This window comes from Neobacillus niacini (assembly GCF_031456445.1).
Lineage (GTDB): Bacteria > Bacillota > Bacilli > Bacillales > Cytobacillaceae > Neobacillus > Neobacillus niacini_I.
This window is the reverse complement of the sequence record NZ_JAVDUQ010000005.1, coordinates 118,175-139,371: the sequence shown is the minus strand read 5'-3', so window position 1 is coordinate 139,371 and position 21,197 is coordinate 118,175. Positions and strand designations below refer to the sequence as shown.

The 21,197-nt window shown below is 37.7% G+C and carries 15 protein-coding genes and 1 pseudogene; 14 read left to right on the top strand and 2 right to left on the bottom strand.

The window, feature by feature from the left end; genetic code table 11:
* Nucleotides 1-214: 214 nt before the first annotated feature.
* Nucleotides 215-2,629 carry a DUF4084 domain-containing protein gene (locus tag J2Y67_RS07590; protein WP_310172431.1) on the bottom strand — a complete coding sequence of 805 codons (2,415 nt, stop codon included), beginning with the start codon at nt 2,627-2,629 and terminating at the stop codon, nt 215-217.
* Between the two features lie 456 nt (nt 2,630-3,085).
* On the opposite strand from J2Y67_RS07590, the gene J2Y67_RS07585 reads away from it, so the two are divergent.
* The 13 genes and pseudogenes from J2Y67_RS07585 (at nt 3,086) to J2Y67_RS07525 (ending at nt 18,763) form a co-directional block, all read left to right on the top strand.
* A complete protein-coding gene (locus J2Y67_RS07585; protein WP_310172427.1) occupies nt 3,086-4,264 on the top strand; it encodes a macrolide family glycosyltransferase in 1,179 nt (392 codons plus the stop codon).
* A 1,109-nt stretch (nt 4,265-5,373) separates the two neighbouring features.
* Nucleotides 5,374-6,489 carry a mechanosensitive ion channel family protein gene (locus J2Y67_RS07580; RefSeq protein ID WP_310172426.1) on the top strand — a complete coding sequence of 372 codons (1,116 nt, stop codon included), beginning with the start codon at nt 5,374-5,376 and terminating at the stop codon, nt 6,487-6,489.
* A gap of 421 nt (nt 6,490-6,910) precedes the next feature.
* The gene (locus J2Y67_RS07575; RefSeq protein WP_310172423.1) at nt 6,911-8,077 is read left to right on the top strand and encodes a processed acidic surface protein; all 1,167 of its coding nucleotides are present in this window, start codon (nt 6,911-6,913) and stop codon (nt 8,075-8,077) included.
* Nucleotides 8,077-8,673 (top strand): class D sortase, encoded by a 597-nt coding sequence (locus J2Y67_RS07570; RefSeq protein WP_310172419.1) that lies wholly within the window; start codon nt 8,077-8,079, stop codon nt 8,671-8,673. The genes J2Y67_RS07575 and J2Y67_RS07570 overlap by 1 nt, the downstream gene beginning before the upstream one ends.
* A gap of 278 nt (nt 8,674-8,951) precedes the next feature.
* Nucleotides 8,952-10,184 (top strand): NADP-dependent malic enzyme, encoded by a 1,233-nt coding sequence (gene ystJ, locus J2Y67_RS07565; RefSeq protein ID WP_310172418.1) that lies wholly within the window; start codon nt 8,952-8,954, stop codon nt 10,182-10,184.
* Between the two features lie 67 nt (nt 10,185-10,251).
* Entirely contained in the window at nt 10,252-10,377 is a 126-nt protein-coding gene (locus J2Y67_RS07560) for a hypothetical protein (protein ID WP_310172414.1), read from the top strand.
* A 142-nt stretch (nt 10,378-10,519) separates the two neighbouring features.
* A complete protein-coding gene (gene dcuS, locus J2Y67_RS07555; RefSeq protein ID WP_310172412.1) occupies nt 10,520-12,124 on the top strand; it encodes a DcuS/MalK family sensor histidine kinase in 1,605 nt (534 codons plus the stop codon).
* Complete coding sequence (locus J2Y67_RS07550) at nt 12,121-12,828, top strand: response regulator (protein WP_310172410.1); 708 nt, start codon at nt 12,121-12,123, stop codon at nt 12,826-12,828. The genes dcuS and J2Y67_RS07550 overlap by 4 nt, the downstream gene beginning before the upstream one ends.
* 272 nt (nt 12,829-13,100) lie before the next feature.
* Complete coding sequence (locus J2Y67_RS07545; RefSeq protein WP_310172408.1) at nt 13,101-14,447, top strand: 2-hydroxycarboxylate transporter family protein; 1,347 nt, start codon at nt 13,101-13,103, stop codon at nt 14,445-14,447.
* A 227-nt stretch (nt 14,448-14,674) separates the two neighbouring features.
* The gene (locus J2Y67_RS07540) at nt 14,675-15,070 is read left to right on the top strand and encodes a VOC family protein (protein WP_310172406.1); all 396 of its coding nucleotides are present in this window, start codon (nt 14,675-14,677) and stop codon (nt 15,068-15,070) included.
* Between the two features lie 432 nt (nt 15,071-15,502).
* Nucleotides 15,503-16,021 (top strand): YehS family protein, encoded by a 519-nt coding sequence (locus J2Y67_RS07535; RefSeq protein ID WP_310172405.1) that lies wholly within the window; start codon nt 15,503-15,505, stop codon nt 16,019-16,021.
* Nucleotides 16,022-16,138: 117 nt separating this feature from the next.
* Nucleotides 16,139-16,570 (top strand): hypothetical protein, encoded by a 432-nt coding sequence (locus J2Y67_RS07530; RefSeq protein ID WP_310172402.1) that lies wholly within the window; start codon nt 16,139-16,141, stop codon nt 16,568-16,570.
* 249 nt (nt 16,571-16,819) lie between these two features.
* Nucleotides 16,820-18,763, top strand: a pseudogene (locus J2Y67_RS07525) (GTP-binding protein).
* A 62-nt stretch (nt 18,764-18,825) separates the two neighbouring features.
* On the opposite strand, the gene pdxR reads toward J2Y67_RS07525, so the two are convergent.
* Entirely contained in the window at nt 18,826-20,274 is a 1,449-nt protein-coding gene (pdxR, locus tag J2Y67_RS07520) for a MocR-like pyridoxine biosynthesis transcription factor PdxR (protein WP_310172400.1), read from the bottom strand.
* 131 nt (nt 20,275-20,405) lie between these two features.
* On the opposite strand from pdxR, the gene J2Y67_RS07515 reads away from it, so the two are divergent.
* Nucleotides 20,406-21,020, top strand: coding sequence for a LysE/ArgO family amino acid transporter (locus J2Y67_RS07515; RefSeq protein ID WP_310172399.1), 615 nt, complete (start codon nt 20,406-20,408; stop codon nt 21,018-21,020).
* Nucleotides 21,021-21,197 lie beyond the last annotated feature (177 nt).

Sequence of the window (21,197 nt, the reverse complement as noted above, 5' to 3'; positions counted from 1 at the left end):
TTTATGTTTTCGGAAATGTTGGATGGATTAAAGGAGACAATTTATGAATTTGGAAAAGGGGAAAGGAAATTCATAAAATAAGAATTCCTTTTCCCTTTCGTTTATATTTGAACTCATGTGATAAAAATATTTCATAACAACATAAATTTATTTTGTGTTCATCTTTAGCACTATTTTCATAAGAAACAAGCAATAACAATAGATTACCTCGCCTTTAGTGGCTGAGTGTAATTTGATCAGCTAAAAAGTCCCTTTCAATCATTGCATTAAATTGCCGGGCAGTTAGTGGTTTACTATATATATATCCCTGTACTTCATCACAATCGAGGTCTACTAAAGCATGAAGTTGCTCCTTTGTTTCAACTCCTTCGGCAATGACGGATAAGCCAAGGCTATGAGCCATAGATATCATAGCACTGACGAGTGATTTATCGCTGGAGTTTCTTATGATATCTTGGATAAATGGTTGCGCAATTTTCAACGTGTTAATGGGAAACCTTTTTAAGTATATTAAAGAGGAATATCCTGTCCCAAAATCATCAATAGAAATTCGAACTCCTAAATCTCTTAAAGCCTGCATCTTTAAAATAGCTTCTTCTGCATCATATACAGCGACGCCCTCTGTAATCTCTATCTCTAAAAAGTATGGATTAAATCCAGTTTCCTTAAGAATAGTAGAAACCATATTGACTAAGTTTTCATGTAGGAATTGTAAAGGTGATAGGTTGACTGCAAGTTTTAGATTACTATATCCAGAATTATGCCAAATTTTGGCCTGCTTACATGCATTGTAAAGGACCCATTCACCAATAGGGATAATAAGTCTGGTTTCTTCTGCTAATGGGATAAATTCACCTGGTGAAATTAGACCGGCATCCCTCGGATTCCAACGTATTAAAGACTCCACCCCAATTACTTTTCCAGTTTCAATATTTACCTGGGGTTGGTAATGCAGGATAAACTCATCATTGGCAATAGCTTTGCGTAACCCATTCTCAAGTTGCATTTTTCGTGAAATATTATCATTCATTTCTGTAGAAAAGAACTTGAAGCTGTTTCTGCCCCCTTCTTTTGCACTATACATTGCCATGTCTGCATGTTTCATTAACTCTTCGGGACTGCTTCCATCCGCTGGATACACGGCAATACCAATGCTCATGGAAACATGCAATTCATGTCCCTTAATTCTAATAGATTTTGCAACGATCGATTGGAGTTGTTGGATTAACTGAATAATCTCCGTTTCATTTGAGATTTCGTTTAATAATATTGTAAATTCATCGCCGCCTTGTCTAGAGATCGTATCCATCTTACGTAAACAATTTAACATTTGCTTTGAAACATGTTTTAAGAGTAAATCACCAAAATCATGTCCTAATGTATCATTGATATTTTTGAAACGGTCTAAGTCAATAAAGACAACTGCTAATTTATATGAATTGCGTTTTGCGTCAGCTATAGCAATGGACAGATGCTCTAAAAAAAGCCTTCTATTTGGTAAACCGCTTAACACATCATGGTAGGCCATGTGCTTCATCTTGTGCACAGCAGTAATGAGTTGTTGATTTTTATTGCTTAGTTCTTCTGTTCTTTCCTCTATCTTCTGTTCTAATTCTTCTGTAAGAGTATGATACTTAGTTAACAATGTCTGATTTTCCAATAGTGTAAAAATTTGTCTGGAAATAACGAGAAAAATGGCTACTGCAGACCCTACAATTAAACTATTGATCTCTCTCCTTTGTATAATCATCACCATAAATAAAAAGATAACACTTAAATAAGGCAATAATAACCGGAAGGAGAAAAAATCTTTTATGAAATAGGTCTTCTTTTTTTTATTTATGTCTTGGAAATAATTTTTATTATTATCTGGACGGTAATAGGTGCCTGAAATCCCCATTAGTAATAGTGACAGTGCCCATAAAGGATCGTAGGGACCTCCTGATACATAGAGAGATTTAGCTGATAAGTATAAAAAGGCTGAATCAGCGAATACCTGAATTACTAAACTTCCCAAAATTAAATATAAAACTCTAGAAGGGAAAAAATATTCTGAACCCATTAAGAAACTGACCGCACCCAGAATGAGAATCAAATCTCCAATGGGATACCCCATTGAAACGAACTTAAATAAAGTAGATACATGGTGCTGGGTTAGAATTTCTTTTATGATGAAATACCAGCTAAAGGTAATGGCTACAGTCATAATAATACAAGTATCAAAGATGAACTTTATAAGATGTAAGCCATCTCTCTTATACCAGATTTTAAAAAGAAAGGCTAAAAGGTAAAAAACAATTTGAAGCATGTAGAACAGGTCGGGCCAGCCAGGAAATGGAACCTCTACTCGTAAGAAATTTTCATAATAATCCCAAATTACCTCTGCTATTACATAACTGAAGCTTCCTAAAGACATGAGCAACCAAAAATATTTATCATTGTTTTTCAGTTTTTTATAAACAAGAAATAATGTAATGAACGAAAAGAGTGGTGCTAAAATGGAGAAGATATTTCCTCCTATTGTTCTTAGACTCTCATTATCCTTCCAGTAATAAATCCAGATATAATAGCCAAGAGTTTGAAAAAGTGTGTAGTAAATCAACCAATTCTTTTTCCAAAACCAAAACATGAAATTCGCTCCCAATATAACTATTGAATAGAAAGTGTTTGGAATAAAATATTTAATTAAAAAATTGAATTTTTTTAAAAAAGCTTAACGACGCTTTTAGATATATAGGTATTTTATCATAGAATAGGTTGCTAAATATGGTAAATTAGGCATTGGTTCATAAAAATATTTAGGAAAAAAGTAGAAGTCTGTCGAATGTCCTTGGAGAAATATTTACATTTAATTGTTCCATTTGGACTATAGGGTTTCGATGTTATTAATGTTAGGGTGAATCGTACTTATTTATTCCTTTTCCAAACCATGGTTGAGTTAGTTATTTTTATTAGGGGGATAAATAAGCTATATTTATTTTAAACTCGTAAATTCAAGGATGTGGCTTTGAGTTAGCAATGGTATGGGATTATAATTCTTACGATTACAAAATCTAAAAATATTCTACCTAAGGAGTGATAAATAATGGCACGGGTTTTATTTATTAATGGCGGTTCAGAAGGACATGTCAATCCAACGATTGGAGTTGTGGAAGAGCTTATTTCACGTGGAGAAGAGGTAGTATACTTTACAATCGAAGATTTTCGAGAGCGTATGGAGAAGACAGGTGCTACTGTACGAACAATTGACGGTCAAAAATTTATAAAAGCCTTTATCTCAGGTGGAAGAAACTATTTACTCGAAAGAATCAACGGCCTTTTACTTACGGCAGATATCGTCATATCTAGCGTGCTTGAACAGATCAAGGGAGAGCATTTTGATTACATCATCCACGATTCTATGTTTGGTTGTGGTCGTATGCTTGCCCAAATCCTTAACCTTCCGGCAATCAATTCTTGTACTTCTTTTGCGCAGACAAAAGCATCATTCGATAAAATGTTGGAACAGCTTTCTCAAAAAATTCCTGTAGAAATATACGATGAATTTCATCGTTTGACGGAAATGGTGAGGGATAAATATGGTGTAGAGGTCCAATCTCCATACGAAGTTTTTTGTAACCCTGCACCACTTACAATTGTTTATACTACGAGGGAGTTTCAACCTTTTGGAGAAGCATTCGACCAAACTTACAAATTTGTAGGTCCATCCATCTCTTCACGGTTGAAACAGGAAAACTTCGACCTTACTGCACTTGAAGGTAAAAGTCTAATTTACATTTCACTGGGTACTGTATTTAACCAAGCAATTGATTTCTATAAGCTTTGTTTTACGGCATTTGACAACAGTGAATATACCGTTGTCATGTCTATTGGGGAAAAAACTCAACTATCTGAATTAGGGGAGATTCCTAAAAACTTCATTGTAAAAAATTATGTTCCACAAATTGAAGTGCTGAAATACACTAAATTATTTATCACACATGGTGGAATGAACAGTACTCATGAAGGTCTCTATTTCGGGGTACCGCTCATTGTAATCCCACAAAGCGCCGATCAGCCGATCATTGCCGGGCAAGTTGCCAATATTGGAGCCGGTATTAAATTAGAAATGCAAAGCTTAACTGCAAATCAACTGCGTGAAGCCGCAGATCATGTGTTAAACCAGCCATCTTTCCATAAAGCTGTTGCAACTATTAGGGAATCCTTTCAAAAATCTGGTGGGTATCACCAAGCTGCTGATGAGATTTTTGAATTCCGAGGGTGAATTCCGAGGGGACGGTTCGGGTGGCACTTTTGGGATCAATCAGTAGGAAAGATAAAAGGAAGTGCCGCGGGGACGGTTCGAGTGGCACTTTTAGGATCAATCAGTTGGAAAGATAAAAGGATTGAGAGTCCATTGAACACCGGTTCATGGAATTTCAATCCTTTTTTAGTTTAATGAACGAATGGGTAGAGGTTTTAATGATCGTAAGGATGACCTTAAGGGAGGAAATCATTTCCATGTAGAGAATATATATCATTAAAACATAAGAAAAAGGGAGATTTATAATGAAGAAGTTTTTCCGTAAGACGTCAAAGGTTGCATTAACTTCCCTTATCGCTACAATTGTTGTGTCTGTGTTACTCTTTTGTGTATTGAGATTATCAGGAGTCGATTCTAAGATTGTCCATATGATTGGCAAAGTGACCATCGCTATTTCCTTACCATTTTTAATACTGAACCCGTTATTTGGCTTTTTCTATTCGTTTTTCATTGAAGGAAAAAGTAAGATCCTGTACATTCTCTCGCATTTAGCTTGCATATGTACAATTTCAGTTTTTGCATTTGTGTCTTTTATGTTTAGGTACTTTGTTCCTTTTGGTCCTTGATTCAAATCGAAAATTCAATAGGAAAAGGAGTCTATGTTCTGACTTACACGGTAAAAGATAAATCGGGCAACATTTTTACCGTGTTTCGCAAAATAACAGTGAAAGACAACATTAAGCCGGTTATATACTGAGTAAAATCGAAAACAATTAAAAGATACTCATCCTTGACAAATCCTTAAAGGAGATAAGCAACATGAACAAAAAAACTACCAATCGTAAAATGGTAACAGCTGCAACCATTGATAAATATTAAAGGTAAATAGAGGGTAACTCCATCTTCTAAAGGGAATAAGGAGTCTTTTCTTGTCAAACCCTTATTCTGTCTTCTTTCCAATATAAGATCTGAGTTGTTTCAGATTTAATCTGAGACTTTGGTTGTATTCAAATATCTTGTTAAAAAAGTTATGATGTAATGGCTTGAAAAGCAGGTGTTATTGGAACTTATTTTTCCGTCAATCGTAATGACTAAAATAGGAATCTGAAAAGGGAGAAGGTATTTTAGAAATGTCTTTTGATTCATTTGTAATGGCTTTTTCAATGTCGAAGCTTGACTATGACATGTTAAAAAATCTAGGAATTTCTTTAGGGATTTTGCTTTTATTTATTTTATTTAGAAACCTATTTACAAAATATGTGTTTCAGTTGATTTTAAAAATGTCTAGAAAAACACCAACTGATTTTATTACGCAAATATGTTTAGGTTTTGAACGACCTTTAGGATGGTTCTTCATTATTATCGGTTTGTACCTAGCCATGGATTATTTCCCTTTTATGGAACAACAAAATGCATTGTTTTTAAAATTAATACGTTCAATGGTGATCGTATTAATTACATGGGGATTGTTTAATTTGTCCTCTCCCACATCAGGGTTATTAATAAGCGTAAATCAAAAGCTGAACAATAAAATTGATTTAATACTCATTCCGTTTATTTGTAGAATCATCCGTGTTATCATGATTGCCATTAGCATCAGTATTATTGGTCAGGAATTTGATTATGACGTAAATGGCCTGGTGGCAGGTCTTGGTTTAGGCGGGCTGGCATTTGCTTTAGCTGCCAAAGAAGCAGTTGGGAATCTAATTGGTGGAGTGGTCATTGTAACAGAGAAACCTTTTTCCATCGGGGATTGGATTTTAACACCGAGCGTTGAGGGTATAGTAGAGGATATCAATTTCAGAAGTACTAAAATTCGCACTTTCAGCCAGGCTCTCGTTACTGTTCCCAATGCAACACTTGCTAATGAAGCCATTACCAACTGGAGCCGTATGGGAAAGAGACGAATCACGTTCCACTTGGGACTCAATTATAGAACCACTAAAGAACAAATTCAAAGAGTGGTCAATCGAATGGAATTTATGTTGAACAATCATGAAGAAATTCATCCGGATACGGTTATGGTGGCATTTGATCATTATAATGAGAGTAGTCTCGATGTTCTTGTCTATTTTTTCACGAATTCTACCGTTTGGTCAGAACATGTTAAAATTAAACATGAAATCAATTTAGAAATCATGGGAATATTAGAGGCAGAGGGAGTAGAAATTGCGTTTCCTAGCAGAACCATTTACGTAACTCCGCAAGCAAGTGAAGAATTTCAAACAATGGCTTCCTATGATTGAAATACAATAAATAAAATGGTTAGTATATGTTGATAGAATAATAAGGAGGGTTCGAGAAATTTTAAAATTCTCGAACCCTTCTGCTTTCATATGAGTGTGTCCAGTGTAGTTTGCGGGATGCACGAAAAATGAAAACAAGTAATACTGCCGACAATCAATTTCAAACGGATTGCAGGACTTTTTCCTGTAATTTTTGAAACGATGATAGCCGTTTAAAACATGGGTAATAGCACCAAGCCGAAAGAAGGGGATTTTTATAGTAAAAAAGATTTAGTTGACCGAATCTTTTTTACTATAAAACGTTCCAAAAGTCCGTGGGTTTATCATGTCAAAATCCACTATCTAACCTACTATTTTCCCTCTAAAATACATAATTGGAACACTTTTTTCTATTATAAAAAAATTATTGGGGGAAGTAGAATTGAATAATTTTCAAAAGATTTTATTGGCAGCCGTCCTTCTGTTTGGATGTTTTCCGGCAGTGGGCAATGCAGTGGCACCAGATGAACTAACTGCATTTTTAAACGAAAATAACTGGACAGAAGAAGATTTAGAATCTTATCTAGAATACTTCTATGATATGAGCTTGAAAGACTTTTCTACGATTGATGAACTAAAAGAAACACTTGGTGAGCCCATTACGGAGGAAAACCTACAGAAATTAATAAAAGATTACGAGTTTGAGAATGAAGATGACCTTGTTGCCTTTCTTATTGATAACGGGGAAATGGAAGAAGGGGACAACATTCAGGATGTCTTTCGATATATAAATGCCCTTGATTCTACAGTGTCCTATTATACAGAGGAAAGCGGCACTCCGATTACGGATGAAAACCTCAATGGACTGCTTAAAGATTATGGAATGACCATGCAAGAATTAAAGGAATTATTAGCAAAAAATGATGATTCACTGGACAATTATGAATCCATTGAAGATCTGGATATGGCTATTGCCATTTATATCGGTGGTAATGAAATAGAGAATATTGTTTCCGAATTAGGAATTACTGAAGATGAAATTATGGCACTGATGTCCCACTTTGAAAGCCTCAATCTAGATGAGGCTGCAGTTGAAGAAAAAATGGCGTCCATTGAAAAGCGACTTGAGCCATTCATTGCATTAGAAAATACAAGTGAGCTTACAGATGGACAGGCTGCCGAGTTGGTCAGCATTGCGGAAGAAATTTTAAACATAGTTGAATTAAATCCGAAGTTCTATTTGGTTAAAGGAAGCGAAAAGAAACCAGTTACCATGAGTGAGCTTGTTAAGATGAAGGATGCAGGGGGATATGGATTGTTAGTTGAGCTTTATAATAATAAGGGTGAGCTTCTTGCAGATGCCTTATTGCCTGCAGATATGCTTAATTCCGAACTGATCGACGAAACGGTTCAGGATATGAAAAAAGTTGAAAAGAGTGTTAAAAAAATTAAAACCGCTGTAAAAAGAACTAAGGCAGAGCAGCCGCATACGATTAAAGGTGGGAAACTGCCAAATACAGCAGGCAATTATATGGAAGGAGTACTGGTTGGTTCCATATTGACCCTTTTGGGTGTCATCTTGTATCGTAAGAGGAAAGTGCAAGTCTAATGAGGATGAAAATCCCGGCACGAAAATGGATCAGCATCCTACTAGTCCTTGCAGGCCTATGGATTGTGTTTTTAAATGTTAAGCCTATGTTCTATCAAACAGTTACAGAACAAAAAGTAAATAAACAGGAAAAAGTGGTACCAAAAGTAGTAAAAGCAAAGACAGAACCGAAGCCTCTTTATCCAGTCCGCCCTAAAATCGGGGAGCGGATTGGTGAATTATTGATTCCCAAGATTTCCAAAACTCTACCGATTTTTCATGGGGCTAATGAAGATGAACTGGTAAGGGGAGTTGGTCACTATGCAGGCAGTGTATTGCCTGGTGAAAAGGATAATGCTGTTCTTTCGGGTCACCGGGATACCGTGTTTAAGCAGCTTGGTAAAATCGGTAAGGGTGATTTATTAATCGTAAAGACAACTGCAGGAGAGTTTACTTATAAAGTAATAAGAACTCGGATTGTTGATGCCGATGACCGAACAGTGATAGTCCCGAAACCTAGGGCTACACTGACAGTTACGACTTGTTATCCATTTTCATACATTGGTGACGCACCAAAGCGGTATATTTTAATAGCCGATCTAATCCGTCCAAATTAATGTCGTGAACCACGGGAATAAACTAAATATAAATTTGAAGGTGTCACAGTTCAAGTTGAACTTTTGGGCACCTTTTTTTTAGGTGATCCTTTGCTTTTTTTAATTACAAAATCTATCAAAATCTGAACCGGGAGACTAAGATATAGGTAGAAAAACAAGGGCCCACATTAATGGAAACGTTTACCTAATGAGATTATAAACCCAGTTAAAACATCATTACAAAAAACTTTTAAAGTTCTACTTTGGTTTGAAATTTTATAACGATGGGGGAATATCAAATGGCAACTTTACGAGATGCAGCATTAAAAATGCATAAGGAAAATCAAGGAAAACTTGGAATCTATTCAAAAGTTTCTGTCCAGAATGCAAACGATTTAAGTTTAGCATATTCACCTGGTGTGGCCGAGCCTTGCCTGGACATTCATGCAGATGAGACCAAGGTCTATGATTATACCTCAAGGGGAAATCTGGTTGCAGTTGTTTCAAATGGAACAGCGGTTCTCGGGCTTGGAAAAATCGGACCAAAAGCAGCGATGCCTGTAATGGAAGGAAAGGCAGTGCTATTTAAATCCTTTGCGGATGTGGATGCCTTCCCGATTTGTTTAGCAACCACCGATACGGATAAAATTGTTGAGACGGTTAAACTGCTGGAACCAACCTTTGGAGGGGTTAACCTGGAGGATATTGCCGCGCCGCAATGCTTTGAAATTGAGGATAGACTGCGCAAGGCTTGTGATATTCCTGTTTTCCATGATGACCAACATGGCACTGCGATTGTAACAGCCGCTGGTTTAATAAACGCATTAAAATTGGCAGATAAAAAAATTGAAGAGATTCAGGTAGTCGTCAATGGTGCTGGTGCAGCAGGAGTCGCAATCGTGAAACTCTTACTTCACATGGGAGTTAAAGATGTCATTTTATGTGATACAAAAGGCATCATTTATGAAGGACGGCCGTTTGGAATGAATCCATTTAAGGAAGAAATGGCGAAAATCACAAATTGGGAGAAAAAACAAGGAACATTAGCGGATGCCCTTGAGGGGGCGGACGTGTTTATTGGTGTGTCCGCAGCGGGGGCGGTAACAAAGGAAATGGTTCGTTCCATGCAGCGGAACCCAATTATTTTTGCAATGGCTAATCCAGTGCCGGAAATTATGCCGGATGAAGCAAAGGAAGCAGGAGCCCTTGTTGTGGGAACTGGCCGATCAGATTTTCCAAACCAAGTCAATAATGTCCTTGCCTTCCCTGGGATTTTCCGTGGAGCATTAGATGTTAGGGCTAAAGAAATTAATGAGGAAATGAAACTTGCTGCTATTTATGCGATAGCCGATTTAATTTCCGATATAGAACTTCATGCAGATTATGTGATTCCCGATCCATTTGACCCTAGGGTTGCAGCACATGTAGCCGCCGCTGTTGCATCTGCAGCGATGGAAACAGGGGTGGCTCAAAGAAGTATAAATGTAGAAGAAATCAAGCAGCGTTTATTAGAGCGGGTTGGTGAAAAATAATCAGTGCTTGTAAAACTCCAAAAGCATAACTATTTAAGGGAGACTATCTCATCCTAGCTGTGAGATAGTGGCAGGAACGATGATTGGCTCTTATGCCGGGGCTAAGTTTACAGGACTTGCTCCACAGCCGGTATTAAAAAGTGCAATGGTTCTTACACCCATTGTCGCAGGGGCCATCCTGCTCATAAGTTAAAGACAACTAGCGAGACTGCGAAGCTATTCCTTACAGGAAGCTTCGCGGCCTTTTTGTGTTTCTAAAGGATATACTCCACATACTAGAAATAAGTAATGGAAATAGTGGGGATTCTGCTGCTGTTAAAAAGTTGGAGGAAAATATGAGAAAAGGAAGATGGAGCTTACAGTCGGTCATTATTGTTTTTGTATGTGTAGTGGTTGCCCTTTCCCTTTTAATTACGGACTTGCTAATCAGTTCGAGGGTGGCTTCCGGGACGGAGGAGAGTCAGGCCGAAAAAGCGGGAAATGTGGCACGAATGGTTGCCCATAGTCCCCTTGTCATTGATGCCATGAGTGGAAAACAGGATGAAACGGAGATTCAAACATTCGCAAATGAAATGAGAAAGGTAACAAATGTTTACTTTATTGTGGTGATGGATATGAAAGGGATTCGAAAGTCCCATCCTGATCCTGAAATGGTAGGAAAACCGTTTAAAGGCGGGGATCAGGGGCCTGTCCTGAAAGGAAAAGAGTACGCATCCACTTCAAAAGGCTCTCTTGGGCCTTCTTTACGCTATTTTACACCCATAAAGGACGAAAGCGGGCGGCAAATTGGTGCGGTCGCTGTCGGGATTTCCTTGAATAATATCCAAAAGGCCGTTCATAAAAGCCGTACCGGAGTCTTTATTGGGACAGTGATTGGCATCTTAATTGGTATATTGGGAGCAGTCATGCTGGCTAGATATATTAAAAAAATCCTATTGGGACTTGAACCGTTTGCGATTTCCAAGTTATTGGAAGAGCGAAGTGCGATGCTGCAATCCGTCCGCGAGGGGATTCTAGCTGTTGATCAAGAATCCAAGGTAACGCTTGTGAATCGGGCGGCTTTAAAACTGTTTGAAAAAGCAGGCTTGCAAGGAAACCCAATGGGGAAAAGTATTGGAGAATATATGTCTTCCACCCGCCTAAGCGATTTATTAAAAACCGGTAAAGCCGAATTGGATGTAGAACAAAATTTAAATGGCATTACCATCTTAACGAATCGAGTTCCGGTGATCGTTGAAAATAAAGTAGTGGGAGCGATTGCTACCTTTCGGGATAAAACAGAAATACAACTGCTCGCTGAACAATTGACAGGAGTACGTATCTATGCCGACGCACTTCGGGCCCAGGCGCATGAGTTTATGAACAAGCTCCATGTGATTCTGGGGATGGTCCATATGGGTAATTATGATAAAGTGGTACAATACATTAATGAAATGGCAGGACATCGGAAAAGTGAAATCAGCTTTGTGACAAAAAAAATAAAAGATCCTGTGCTATCCGGATTTATCATTGGAAAATTAAGTTATGCAAGAGAATCAGGGGTGGAATTATCGGTTTCCTGTGACCATCCGCTTCCGCAGCCGGCGGACCCTGATGTAACCCACGACCTTATTACTATTGTTGGTAATTTAGTGGATAATGCGATTGAGGCTGTAAATAATTGTCCAAACAAAAAAATAGCGGTAGGGTTCGAGTATGGCGATGATATTTTAACCATTGAGGTAAAAGATACAGGAAAAGGGATGAGCGAGGAGTTACAAAATCAAATTTTTCAAAAAGGCTTCTCTACAAGAGGGGGGAACCGGGGATTCGGATTGTATCTTGTCACACAGTCAGTTAATAAGCTGGAAGGGGAATTAATTCTCTCCTCCAAGCCTGGAAAGGGAACGGTTTTTGCCGTATATCTACCGTATAAAGCAGAGGGGAGGTTAGCAGAATGATCCGTGTAATGATTGTAGAAGATGACCCAATGGTAGCGGAATTAAATAAGAGATACCTTGAGAAAATGGATGGATTTAGATTAACAGCAATGGTACCTTCTGTGGATAAGGCCATTCGATTGTTGGAAAAACAAGAAATCGATCTGATACTCTTAGACATCTTTATGCCGGGAAAACAGGGTCTGGAACTGTTAACCTATCTCCGAGAAAAGGATAAAGAGACAGATGTGGTGATTATTTCGGCTGCATCGGATATGGAACGAATCAAAAAAGCCTTAAGGCATGGTGTCGTTGATTATTTAATTAAGCCGTTTGAATTTGACCGTTTTAACATGGCATTGTCATCTTATAAAGATCAAGCAGCGGTGATTCAAACACAGCCAGTGATCAGCCAGGAGGTACTCGATTCGCAGCTTTTGCATCGAGAGGATAAACCGCTGATGGAAGAACTTCCAAAGGGGATCACAAAAGATACATTAAAACAAATTTGGGATGCGATTCAGGAGTTAAAGGATACACCGTTTTCAACAGAGGAAGTGGTAAACCTTGTAGGAATCTCCCGCGTATCCGTTCGTAAATATTTAAATTTTTTAAAAGAATTGGGTATCCTTGAAGTGAAAGTGATTTATGGTACGGTTGGAAGGCCTGTGTATCAGCATGAATTCAACCGATTTAAGGAACATCTCATCAAAAACTTTCTGTAAGCAGTTTAAAGACTGCTTACTTTTTTTATAGTCCAGCTCCAGCGCCTAGCCCCTCGAGGGAAAAAATGAACTGCTTTTTTCCTAGGTTGCTTCGGCCCTGCCAATGAAGTCAAAGAACGACTTCACTGTCAGGTCCTCCAGCACTTGCCTTAGACTGAACAAGGCGCTTCCGCTTTTTTTATTTACAAAAATACTTTCTAAACTTACACAAACTGTGAAAGCGCTTTTAGACAGAATATTATAGAACTATAAATCAAGAGGGGGATGAACGTATGGAACCGGTAAGAAAGCTGGAACCGCTTACTGCGGTATCGGAGGAAAGTGAAGAAAAGAAAAGCTTTATAGCCAAATTTGGCAGTGTCAAAATTGGGGTAGTACCGCTTCCGCTTTATATCATTATCGCAGTTGTTGTCTATGCAGCTGCTGTTTATAAACAGCTTCCGGCAGATATGCTCGGTGGGTTCGCCGTTATTATGGTAATGGGGATTTTTCTCGGGGATATCGGAATGAAAATCCCAATCCTAAAAGATATTGGCGGTCCGGCGATATTATCACTCTTAGTTCCTTCTATATTGGTCTTTTTTAATGTGATCAATACAACGGGGATGAATGCCGTTACTCAGTTGATGAAAACATCCAACTTTTTGTATCTTTATATTTCAATCTTAGTAGTGGGTAGTATTCTTGGCATGAATCGGAGGGTGTTGATTCAAGGATTTACCCGCATGTTTGTACCGCTTATTGTCGGGACGATATCCGCAGTAGTCGTTGGAGCTTTGGTTGGCTTACTTTTTGGATATAGCATTAAACATACTATTTTTTACATCGTTGTTCCGATTATCGGCGGCGGAATTGGAGAGGGAATTTTGCCTCTTTCAATAGGTTATGGACAAGTGCTTGGAAAAGCCTCTGAAACCTTTGTAGGCCAATTAATCCCTGCTGCGGTCATCGGAAATACAGTAGCTATTATTTGTGCCGGTATTCTTTCACGCTTGGGCGAGAAAAAACCTGAACTAACCGGTAATGGAGTGTTAGTGAAAACAAAGGGCGGCGATGGCATTACGAGAGCAACGTCAATTGATAAGCCAATAGATTTTCCACTAATGGGTGCAGGACTGCTCATTGCCTGTAGTTTCTTTATCTTAGGTGGTCTTGGGAATAAATTTCTTGGTATTCCGGGTCCAGTGTTAATGATTATTGCAGCCGCGGTTGTAAAAAGCATGAAAGTCATGCCGGTAAAAATGGAACAAGGTGCTTTTCACTTATATAAATTTGTATCAGGCAGTTTGACCTGGCCGTTAATGGTGGGATTAGGAATGCTTTATATTCCACTTAAGGATGTTGTAAAAATTGTAACACCTGCCTATGTCATTATTTGTGTTGCTGTTGTTTTGGCCATGATCAGCTCAGGTTATTTTGTCGGAAAACTGATGAAAATGTACCCAGTCGACTCGGCGATTGTTACAGGATGCCACAGTGGATTAGGGGGAACGGGTGATGTGGCGATTCTATCGGCTTCAGGCAGAATGTCCTTGATGCCATTTGCCCAAGTTTCTACCAGAATCGGCGGCGCCTCAACTGTAATATTGGCTATCATATTACTGAAACTGTTAAGTTAAATTAAGATAAACAGTTTAATATAAATTTTCGACCCAGTTAAAATACTGGGTTTTTGTTATGTACAAACAAAAATTGTCCTATAGGGTCATGCCTGCCATTGAACTCCCCCTTGATACTTATAATGATTGAATATTTTTCCATATTCTTCACGATAATAGGGAGGAAATCGGAAGCGAAAAACCGAAATGTTTAAAGAAAAAATTTTTATAAAAAGTAGGAGGTAATCATGGGAAGATTAGTTCATTTTGAAGTTCATGTGAATAACATGGAACGGGCAAAGAAGTTTTATGGAGAGGTATTTGGATGGACATTTCAAGATTGGAGTGAGTATGCAGGGATGCCTTACTTTGGAGCTGTGACCGGCGATGAAAATGAACTAGGAATCAATGGTGCATTGATGCAGCGTCAAAGTGTTCCGCCGGAATCAAATCAGGCGGTGAATGGCTTTGTTTGTACAATGGGAGTGGAAAACTACGATGTAACGGAATCAAAAATTATTGAAAATGGCGGTAAAGTTGCATTGCCCAAATATGCTTTGCCAGGAATGGCGTGGCAGGGATACTATATAGATACCGAAGGGAATGTCATTGGAATTCATCAGCCAGATACGAATGCCAAATAGGCTCCAAAGATAGGTGAAAAAAGCATGAAAACACAAGAGGCGGCTAGCATGCTTGATAGTGTGCGGAAAATCTGTCTTACACTTCCCGAAGCGGTTGAACATATCGACGGTTTCTTTCCTTTACAGTGAATCACAGGCAGATAGTCTGTGATTTTTTATTTGCCGATAGGAAAGTATAACTTTCCTATCAGGCATAAGTGCAACTACGCCTCTGTCTTCGCCCTTAGGGGCTCGCCAGTCGGCGAGTTTTCTTTATGATTAGAAAGTTGTGGTCAACAGGCAAAACTATGAAACATGTCTTTAAAGTGTTAAACTATTAATTTAATGGGGATTGTCTTAAATGGGTAATTATTGTATTGCTGGCAAGTGCTTGAGATACAATAGTAAGGACTATTCTTGGTGATATTAGTTAATGTATTAGGAGGTTTAATGATGAGTATGACCAATAATGATATCTTAATTAGATTAAGATATGCTCTAGATATAAAAAATACCGATATGATAGAGATTTTTAAACTTGGCGGCATTGAATTAACAAAGGAAGAAGTGCTAAAGGTCCTCACAAAATCTAAGGACGATTACGATGATGTTGATTTAGAGGAAGATGAAAATATTATCAAATGCAATAATTTCATGTTCGAGTCATTTTTAAATGGACTTATTATCTTTAAAAGAGGAAAACAAGATCCAAAACCAGGACAGCCGGAAAGACCAGCTATGACCATAAAGGATCATGGAAGTGTTAATAATGTATTGCTAAAGAAGTTAAAAATTGCACTATCCCTAACAAGTGAAGATATGATTGAAATATTAGAAGATGCAGGTGTCACGATCACAAAAGGAGAATTAAGCGCGCTATTAAGAAAAGAAGGACATAAGAATTACAAAGTATGCGGAGATAAATACGCTAGGAATTTCTTAAAGGGATTAGCAATACAGTATAGGGAATAAGGCAAAGCTTCACCTAATTGGTGAGGCTATTCTTTATTTTTAGGATGTGTTAAAGTCATGGTTGAATTTCTAATTAATGGTCAAAAACATACTTAAAAACGATGTTAATTGGAAAATTTGGAAAAAGCTGTTTTTTTGTTTGGGGAATTTGATATGTTTAAAAGGGAGGCGAAAACTATGGGAATATCCTTGAATCCAAAAATATTAATAGGGGTTGTTATTCTGGTATTGTTTGTAATTGCAGCTTTATTTTTGTTACAACATAAGGAGCCTTTTCCTGTTAATTCAATCAGCACAAGTGAAGCTATTGATAAATTAGAACAATCTAAAGATGATATTGTTTTAGTAACAACTCACAATAATAAAAACTGGTATCTTACCTTGAATGATAAGGGAAAGGGTCAAGAAAAATTTATTGAAACAATAGAAAGCCAAGGCTGGAAATTTGATGAACAGGAAGGTTCTGGTCTATTTTTTTCTAACGAAAGTGGAAAACGGATTGGCGGTTGTAAAATATGGAACAGAAAGTATTTAGTTTGTCACAATTAATGATATCTGATTAAGAAAGAAGAAGTGAAGTCTGTCAAAGAATCAACATATTTTTTAAGATCTTCAGCGAAATAGAATATAAAAAAACAATAATATAAAAACTTTCAAAAGGATAAATTAATAGATCCTATAGATTTATGGGGTAAACGCCTGGCTCCTTATGTTTTTCATTTCAAAGTGAAACTCTGATAATACTGATATAATGGTTTAGATGATAACTGTAACAATAGAATAGGAGTACCCTGGAATATGAACAAAACAATTGGTATCTTAGCACATGTGGATGCAGGAAAAACGACTTTTTCTGAGCAGCTGCTTTTTCATACAAAAAGTATTAAAAAACTAGGTCGGGTTGATCATCAGGACGCCTTTCTTGATAGCCATGAGATTGAAAAACAGCGCGGCATTACTGTTTTTGCTGACCAAGGTATGTTTGAATATAGAAATTCGAACTATTATCTAATTGATACCCCGGGGCACGTGGATTTTTCTCCGGAAATGGAGCGGGCCATCCAAGTGATGGATTTTGCAATTATCTTGATTAGTGCAGTTGAAGGAATTGAAGGACATACAGAAACGGTTTGGAGTCTTTTAAAAAAACACCATGTGCCAACCTTTTTCTTTATTAATAAAATTGATCGTACCGGAGCAAATGTCGATGGCGTATTAGAAGAAATTCGCAGCAATTTTACAAAGGATATTTGCGAAATTTCAACATCCTTCATTGATGGAAAAATGTCAGATGAATTGATTGAATTTATCGCCGAGAGGGACGAAGAAGTTTTCGAGTATTATATGGAAAATGGGTATGAACCAGATTTATGGCTTCAAAAAATGCAATCCATGATTTAAGCTGCTCAAATTTATCCTTGTGCAAGTGGATCAGCACTTCAGGATATTGGTGTGAAAAGCTTCCTGGAAAAATTTGATTTATTGACGGTTACAGATTTTGATAGCGGCGAACCTTTTTCAGGCCGGGTCTATAAAATCCGCTATGATGAAAATGGTACAAGAGTCACTTTTATTAAAGCATTAAAAGGCTCGTTAAAGGTACGGGATGAGATCACTTATGGAAATGGAGAGATGGAAAAGGTAACTCAAATCCGTACGTATAATGGCGGTCATTATCGACAAATAGACAAAGTTTCTGCGGGGGAACTTTTTGCAGTTACCGGTCTCACTAATGCTTCTGTTGGTTATGGTGTAGGCGCCTTGGAGGAAAAAGCAGTATATGATATGGTACCAACCCTAAGATCCAAGGTGGTATTCGAGCCCGGGGTGAATCCGAAAGAAGCTTTAAAATATTTTCTGATGCTGGATGCAGAAGACCCTTCTCTCCATGTAACTTGGGAGGAACGCCTGCAGGAAATTCATCTTCATGTCATGGGGACCATTCAATTAGAAGTACTTGAGCAAATCGTATTTGAAAGATTCCATTTAAAGATTGTTTTTGAACAGCCAGAGATTCTTTATAAGGAGACGATTGAAAACGAGGTAATTGGGTATGGTCATTTTGAACCACTAAGACATTATGCGGAAGTACATATAAAAATAGAGCCCGGAAAGCGAAACAGCGGAATCCTCTTTGAAAGCAGCTGCCATACCGATAATTTATCCATTGGCATGCAAAACCTGGTAGGGCAGCACCTAGTTGAACGGGAACATCACGGTCTGCTTACCGGTTCGCCGCTTACCGATTTAAAGGTAACGCTATTAACGGGAAGGGCACACAACAAGCATACGCATGGCGGGGATTTTCGGGAGGCCGTATACCGCGCATTGAGACAGGGATTGGAAAAGGCAAATAACATCCTGCTCGAACCTTATTACCACTTTAAGATTATAGTTACTAGTAATCAAATGGGCCGTGTTTTATCAGATGTGCAGGCTGCCTATGGCCGTATTGATACTCCGATGACCGATGGAGAGAAAGCAATCCTAACTGGAATCGTTCCTGTTGAGACGTTTATGAACTACAGCATGGAACTAGCCTCTTTTACACAAGGGAAAGGACGAATTAGCCTAACCTTTGCTGGCTATGACTGCTGTCATAATGCGGAGGAAGTAATCGAACGGATTAGGTATGATAAAAATGCGGATCCAGACTATACTTCTTCCTCCATCTTTTGTTCAAAGGGACAAGGGTTTTCGGTTAAATGGGATGAAGCGGAAGAAATGATGCATTGTTTATAAGCATTTCAATAAAAAAGGAGCCTTCCCAACGCAAAAGCTCTTTGTTGGTGGGCCCCCATTAATTAATAGGAAAGACTCTTAATGAGTTCTGAAAGTCTAATTAATCCCTTTTCTAGATGGCGTAATGGGGCATAGGAATAGGACAAGCGAAGATGTTGTTGATCATTTCGATCATATACATTGCCTGGATTTAGCAAGATTCCCTCATTTAAAGCCATTTTAAATAATTTTTGAACCGAAATTGTTTTTTTGAGATAAAGCCATATGTAAAAGCCGCCTTTAGGTTGATTCCAAGTTGCTAAATCTTTAAAATGCTTATTTAGTATATCAATCGTAAAGTTACAACGTAATTTTAGTTCATCCCTAACCTTTTTAATGTTTTCATCATATAGACCACTTGATAGGAATTCCGCAACGGCAAATTGTGATAAGGAACTCGCCCCATAATCAGTTTGCATTTTAATATCGGATAAACGATCGATGACGGGTTCAGGGCCAACAATCCAACCAATTCTCAATCCAGGACCAAAGGTCTTGGACGTACTTCCGATATATAAAACCAATCCCTGGTCATCCGCTGCCTTTAGTGGTGACGGTGGTGGACCATCAAACCATAAATCTCCATAAACGTCATCTTCAATAATAGGTAATCTTTCTTTTTTACATATATTCAGTAATGCCCCCCGTCTATTGGAAGACATTAAAATACCTGTTGGGTTATGAAAAGAAGGAATGGTATAAAGTAATGCACCGTTATGCTGTCTTTTAAATTTTCCAATCCCCTCTGTAAGAATTCCCTCATGATCCATTTGAATCCCAAACAAATTCATCCCTGCTGACTGAAATACATGGATTGAATTTAGGTAAGAGGGAATTTCATGGAAAATAGTTGAGCCGCGCGGTAATAAGCCTAAAGAAATTAATTGCAATGCCTGGATTCCTCCGGAAACAATCATGATGGAAGAAGGCGAGGCCATAATTCCTTTAGATTTTAAATATTCACTGATTATTTCTCTGAGGTATAGGCTACCTTTGGGTTCTGAATATCCCAGAGAAATAGTTTTTGAAGATTGCTTTTGAAAGAGTTGTTTAATTTTTGCAACAGGCAATAAATCTGGAGAAAGTTCTCCTGTGCCGAGGCGGATCATATTTGGATTCGCTTCGACCCTATTGATTTCTTGAATGAATTGCTTATTCGGTTCATAGGAACCTGATTTGACATAACTATTCCAATCAGGTGGTTGAGTAGAGGCAAGTAAACTCCATGTATTATTTACAACAATGGTTCCTTTTCCTACCTTTGATTCGATTAATCCTTCCGCTAGTAACTCGCCAAGAGCATATACAATAGTGCTTCGATTAACCTGGAATTTTTTCGCAAGATCCCGTTGTGAAGGAAGTCTAGTCCCTACAGACCATTCCCCATTTATTATTTTTCCTTTTATATATTCGTAAATTTGTTGGTAAAGAGGAACGGAGGATATTGTGTTTAACAACCATTCTTCCGGCATTTGAACTGCCCCCCCCTCGTTTTTAGTTAATCATACAATATTGGATGGTATATATTCCAACCAATTGGTTGGAGACCTATTCAAATTTTCCTTATAAAATGAAAACTACAAAGAATACGAGAGGTGTAGAAATGTTAGAAGCTATTGTTCATGGATTTATATTAGCATTCGGATTAATTCTTCCTTTAGGGGTTCAAAATGTATTTGTATTTAACCAAGGTGCCATCCAGCCCCAATTTTTGAGAGCATTACCAGTAATCATTACAGCATCCATTTGCGATACTCTTTTAATTTCTTTAGCTGTTTTTGGAGTGTCTGTTGCTGTTCTTGAGTTCTATTGGTTAAAAATATTCTTAATCTTAGGTGGTATTTGTTTTTTAATTTATATGGGAATGGTTTCATGGAGGAGTAAGCCATCCATCGAGGACCAGAGAAGTGATTCTTTAAGCACTAAAAAACAAATTGTTTTTGCCCTATCTGTATCTTTACTTAATCCTCATGCCATTCTGGACACAATTGGTGTAATCGGAACAAGTTCATTACATTATGCTGGCGGGGAAAAAATTGCATTCGCCGCAGCGTGTATTTTAGTTTCATGGATATGGTTTACCGGGTTAGGAATAATGGGGAGATTGATTGGGAATTTGGATAAATCAGGTGGAATTTTAATCATTCTAAATAAAGTCTCTGCAATTGTAATGTGGGGGACGGCTATTTATATTGGCTCTACCTTAATTTCATTATAAACACTAATAATCTCTTGATAACATTTTATCATATCTAAAGTTTCTAATTCACCGCATTGGAAAATGGTGGTGATGTTAGAAACAGATTATAGGGAGCCTGAAAGTAAAATATGTTACTATGAAAGAGTGACTATTTATTTTAGCTTCATGTTCGAATAATAACTTTTTCAAACACTT

Coding starts and splice junctions, on each gene's coding strand:
- J2Y67_RS07590 (WP_310172431.1), bottom strand. CDS start 2,629: ATGTTTTGGTTTTGGAAAAAGAATTGGTTGATTTACTACACACTTTTT.
- pdxR (WP_310172400.1), bottom strand. CDS start 20,274: ATGCCGGAAGAATGGTTGTTAAACACAATATCCTCCGTTCCTCTTTAC.
- J2Y67_RS07540 (WP_310172406.1), top strand. CDS start 14,675: ATGGGAAGATTAGTTCATTTTGAAGTTCATGTGAATAACATGGAACGG.
- J2Y67_RS07570 (WP_310172419.1), top strand. CDS start 8,077: ATGAGGATGAAAATCCCGGCACGAAAATGGATCAGCATCCTACTAGTC.
- J2Y67_RS07545 (WP_310172408.1), top strand. CDS start 13,101: ATGGAACCGGTAAGAAAGCTGGAACCGCTTACTGCGGTATCGGAGGAA.
- J2Y67_RS07515 (WP_310172399.1), top strand. CDS start 20,406: ATGTTAGAAGCTATTGTTCATGGATTTATATTAGCATTCGGATTAATT.
- J2Y67_RS07550 (WP_310172410.1), top strand. CDS start 12,121: ATGATCCGTGTAATGATTGTAGAAGATGACCCAATGGTAGCGGAATTA.
- dcuS (WP_310172412.1), top strand. CDS start 10,520: ATGAGAAAAGGAAGATGGAGCTTACAGTCGGTCATTATTGTTTTTGTA.
- J2Y67_RS07580 (WP_310172426.1), top strand. CDS start 5,374: ATGTCTTTTGATTCATTTGTAATGGCTTTTTCAATGTCGAAGCTTGAC.
- ystJ (WP_310172418.1), top strand. CDS start 8,952: ATGGCAACTTTACGAGATGCAGCATTAAAAATGCATAAGGAAAATCAA.
- J2Y67_RS07585 (WP_310172427.1), top strand. CDS start 3,086: ATGGCACGGGTTTTATTTATTAATGGCGGTTCAGAAGGACATGTCAAT.
- J2Y67_RS07535 (WP_310172405.1), top strand. CDS start 15,503: ATGAGTATGACCAATAATGATATCTTAATTAGATTAAGATATGCTCTA.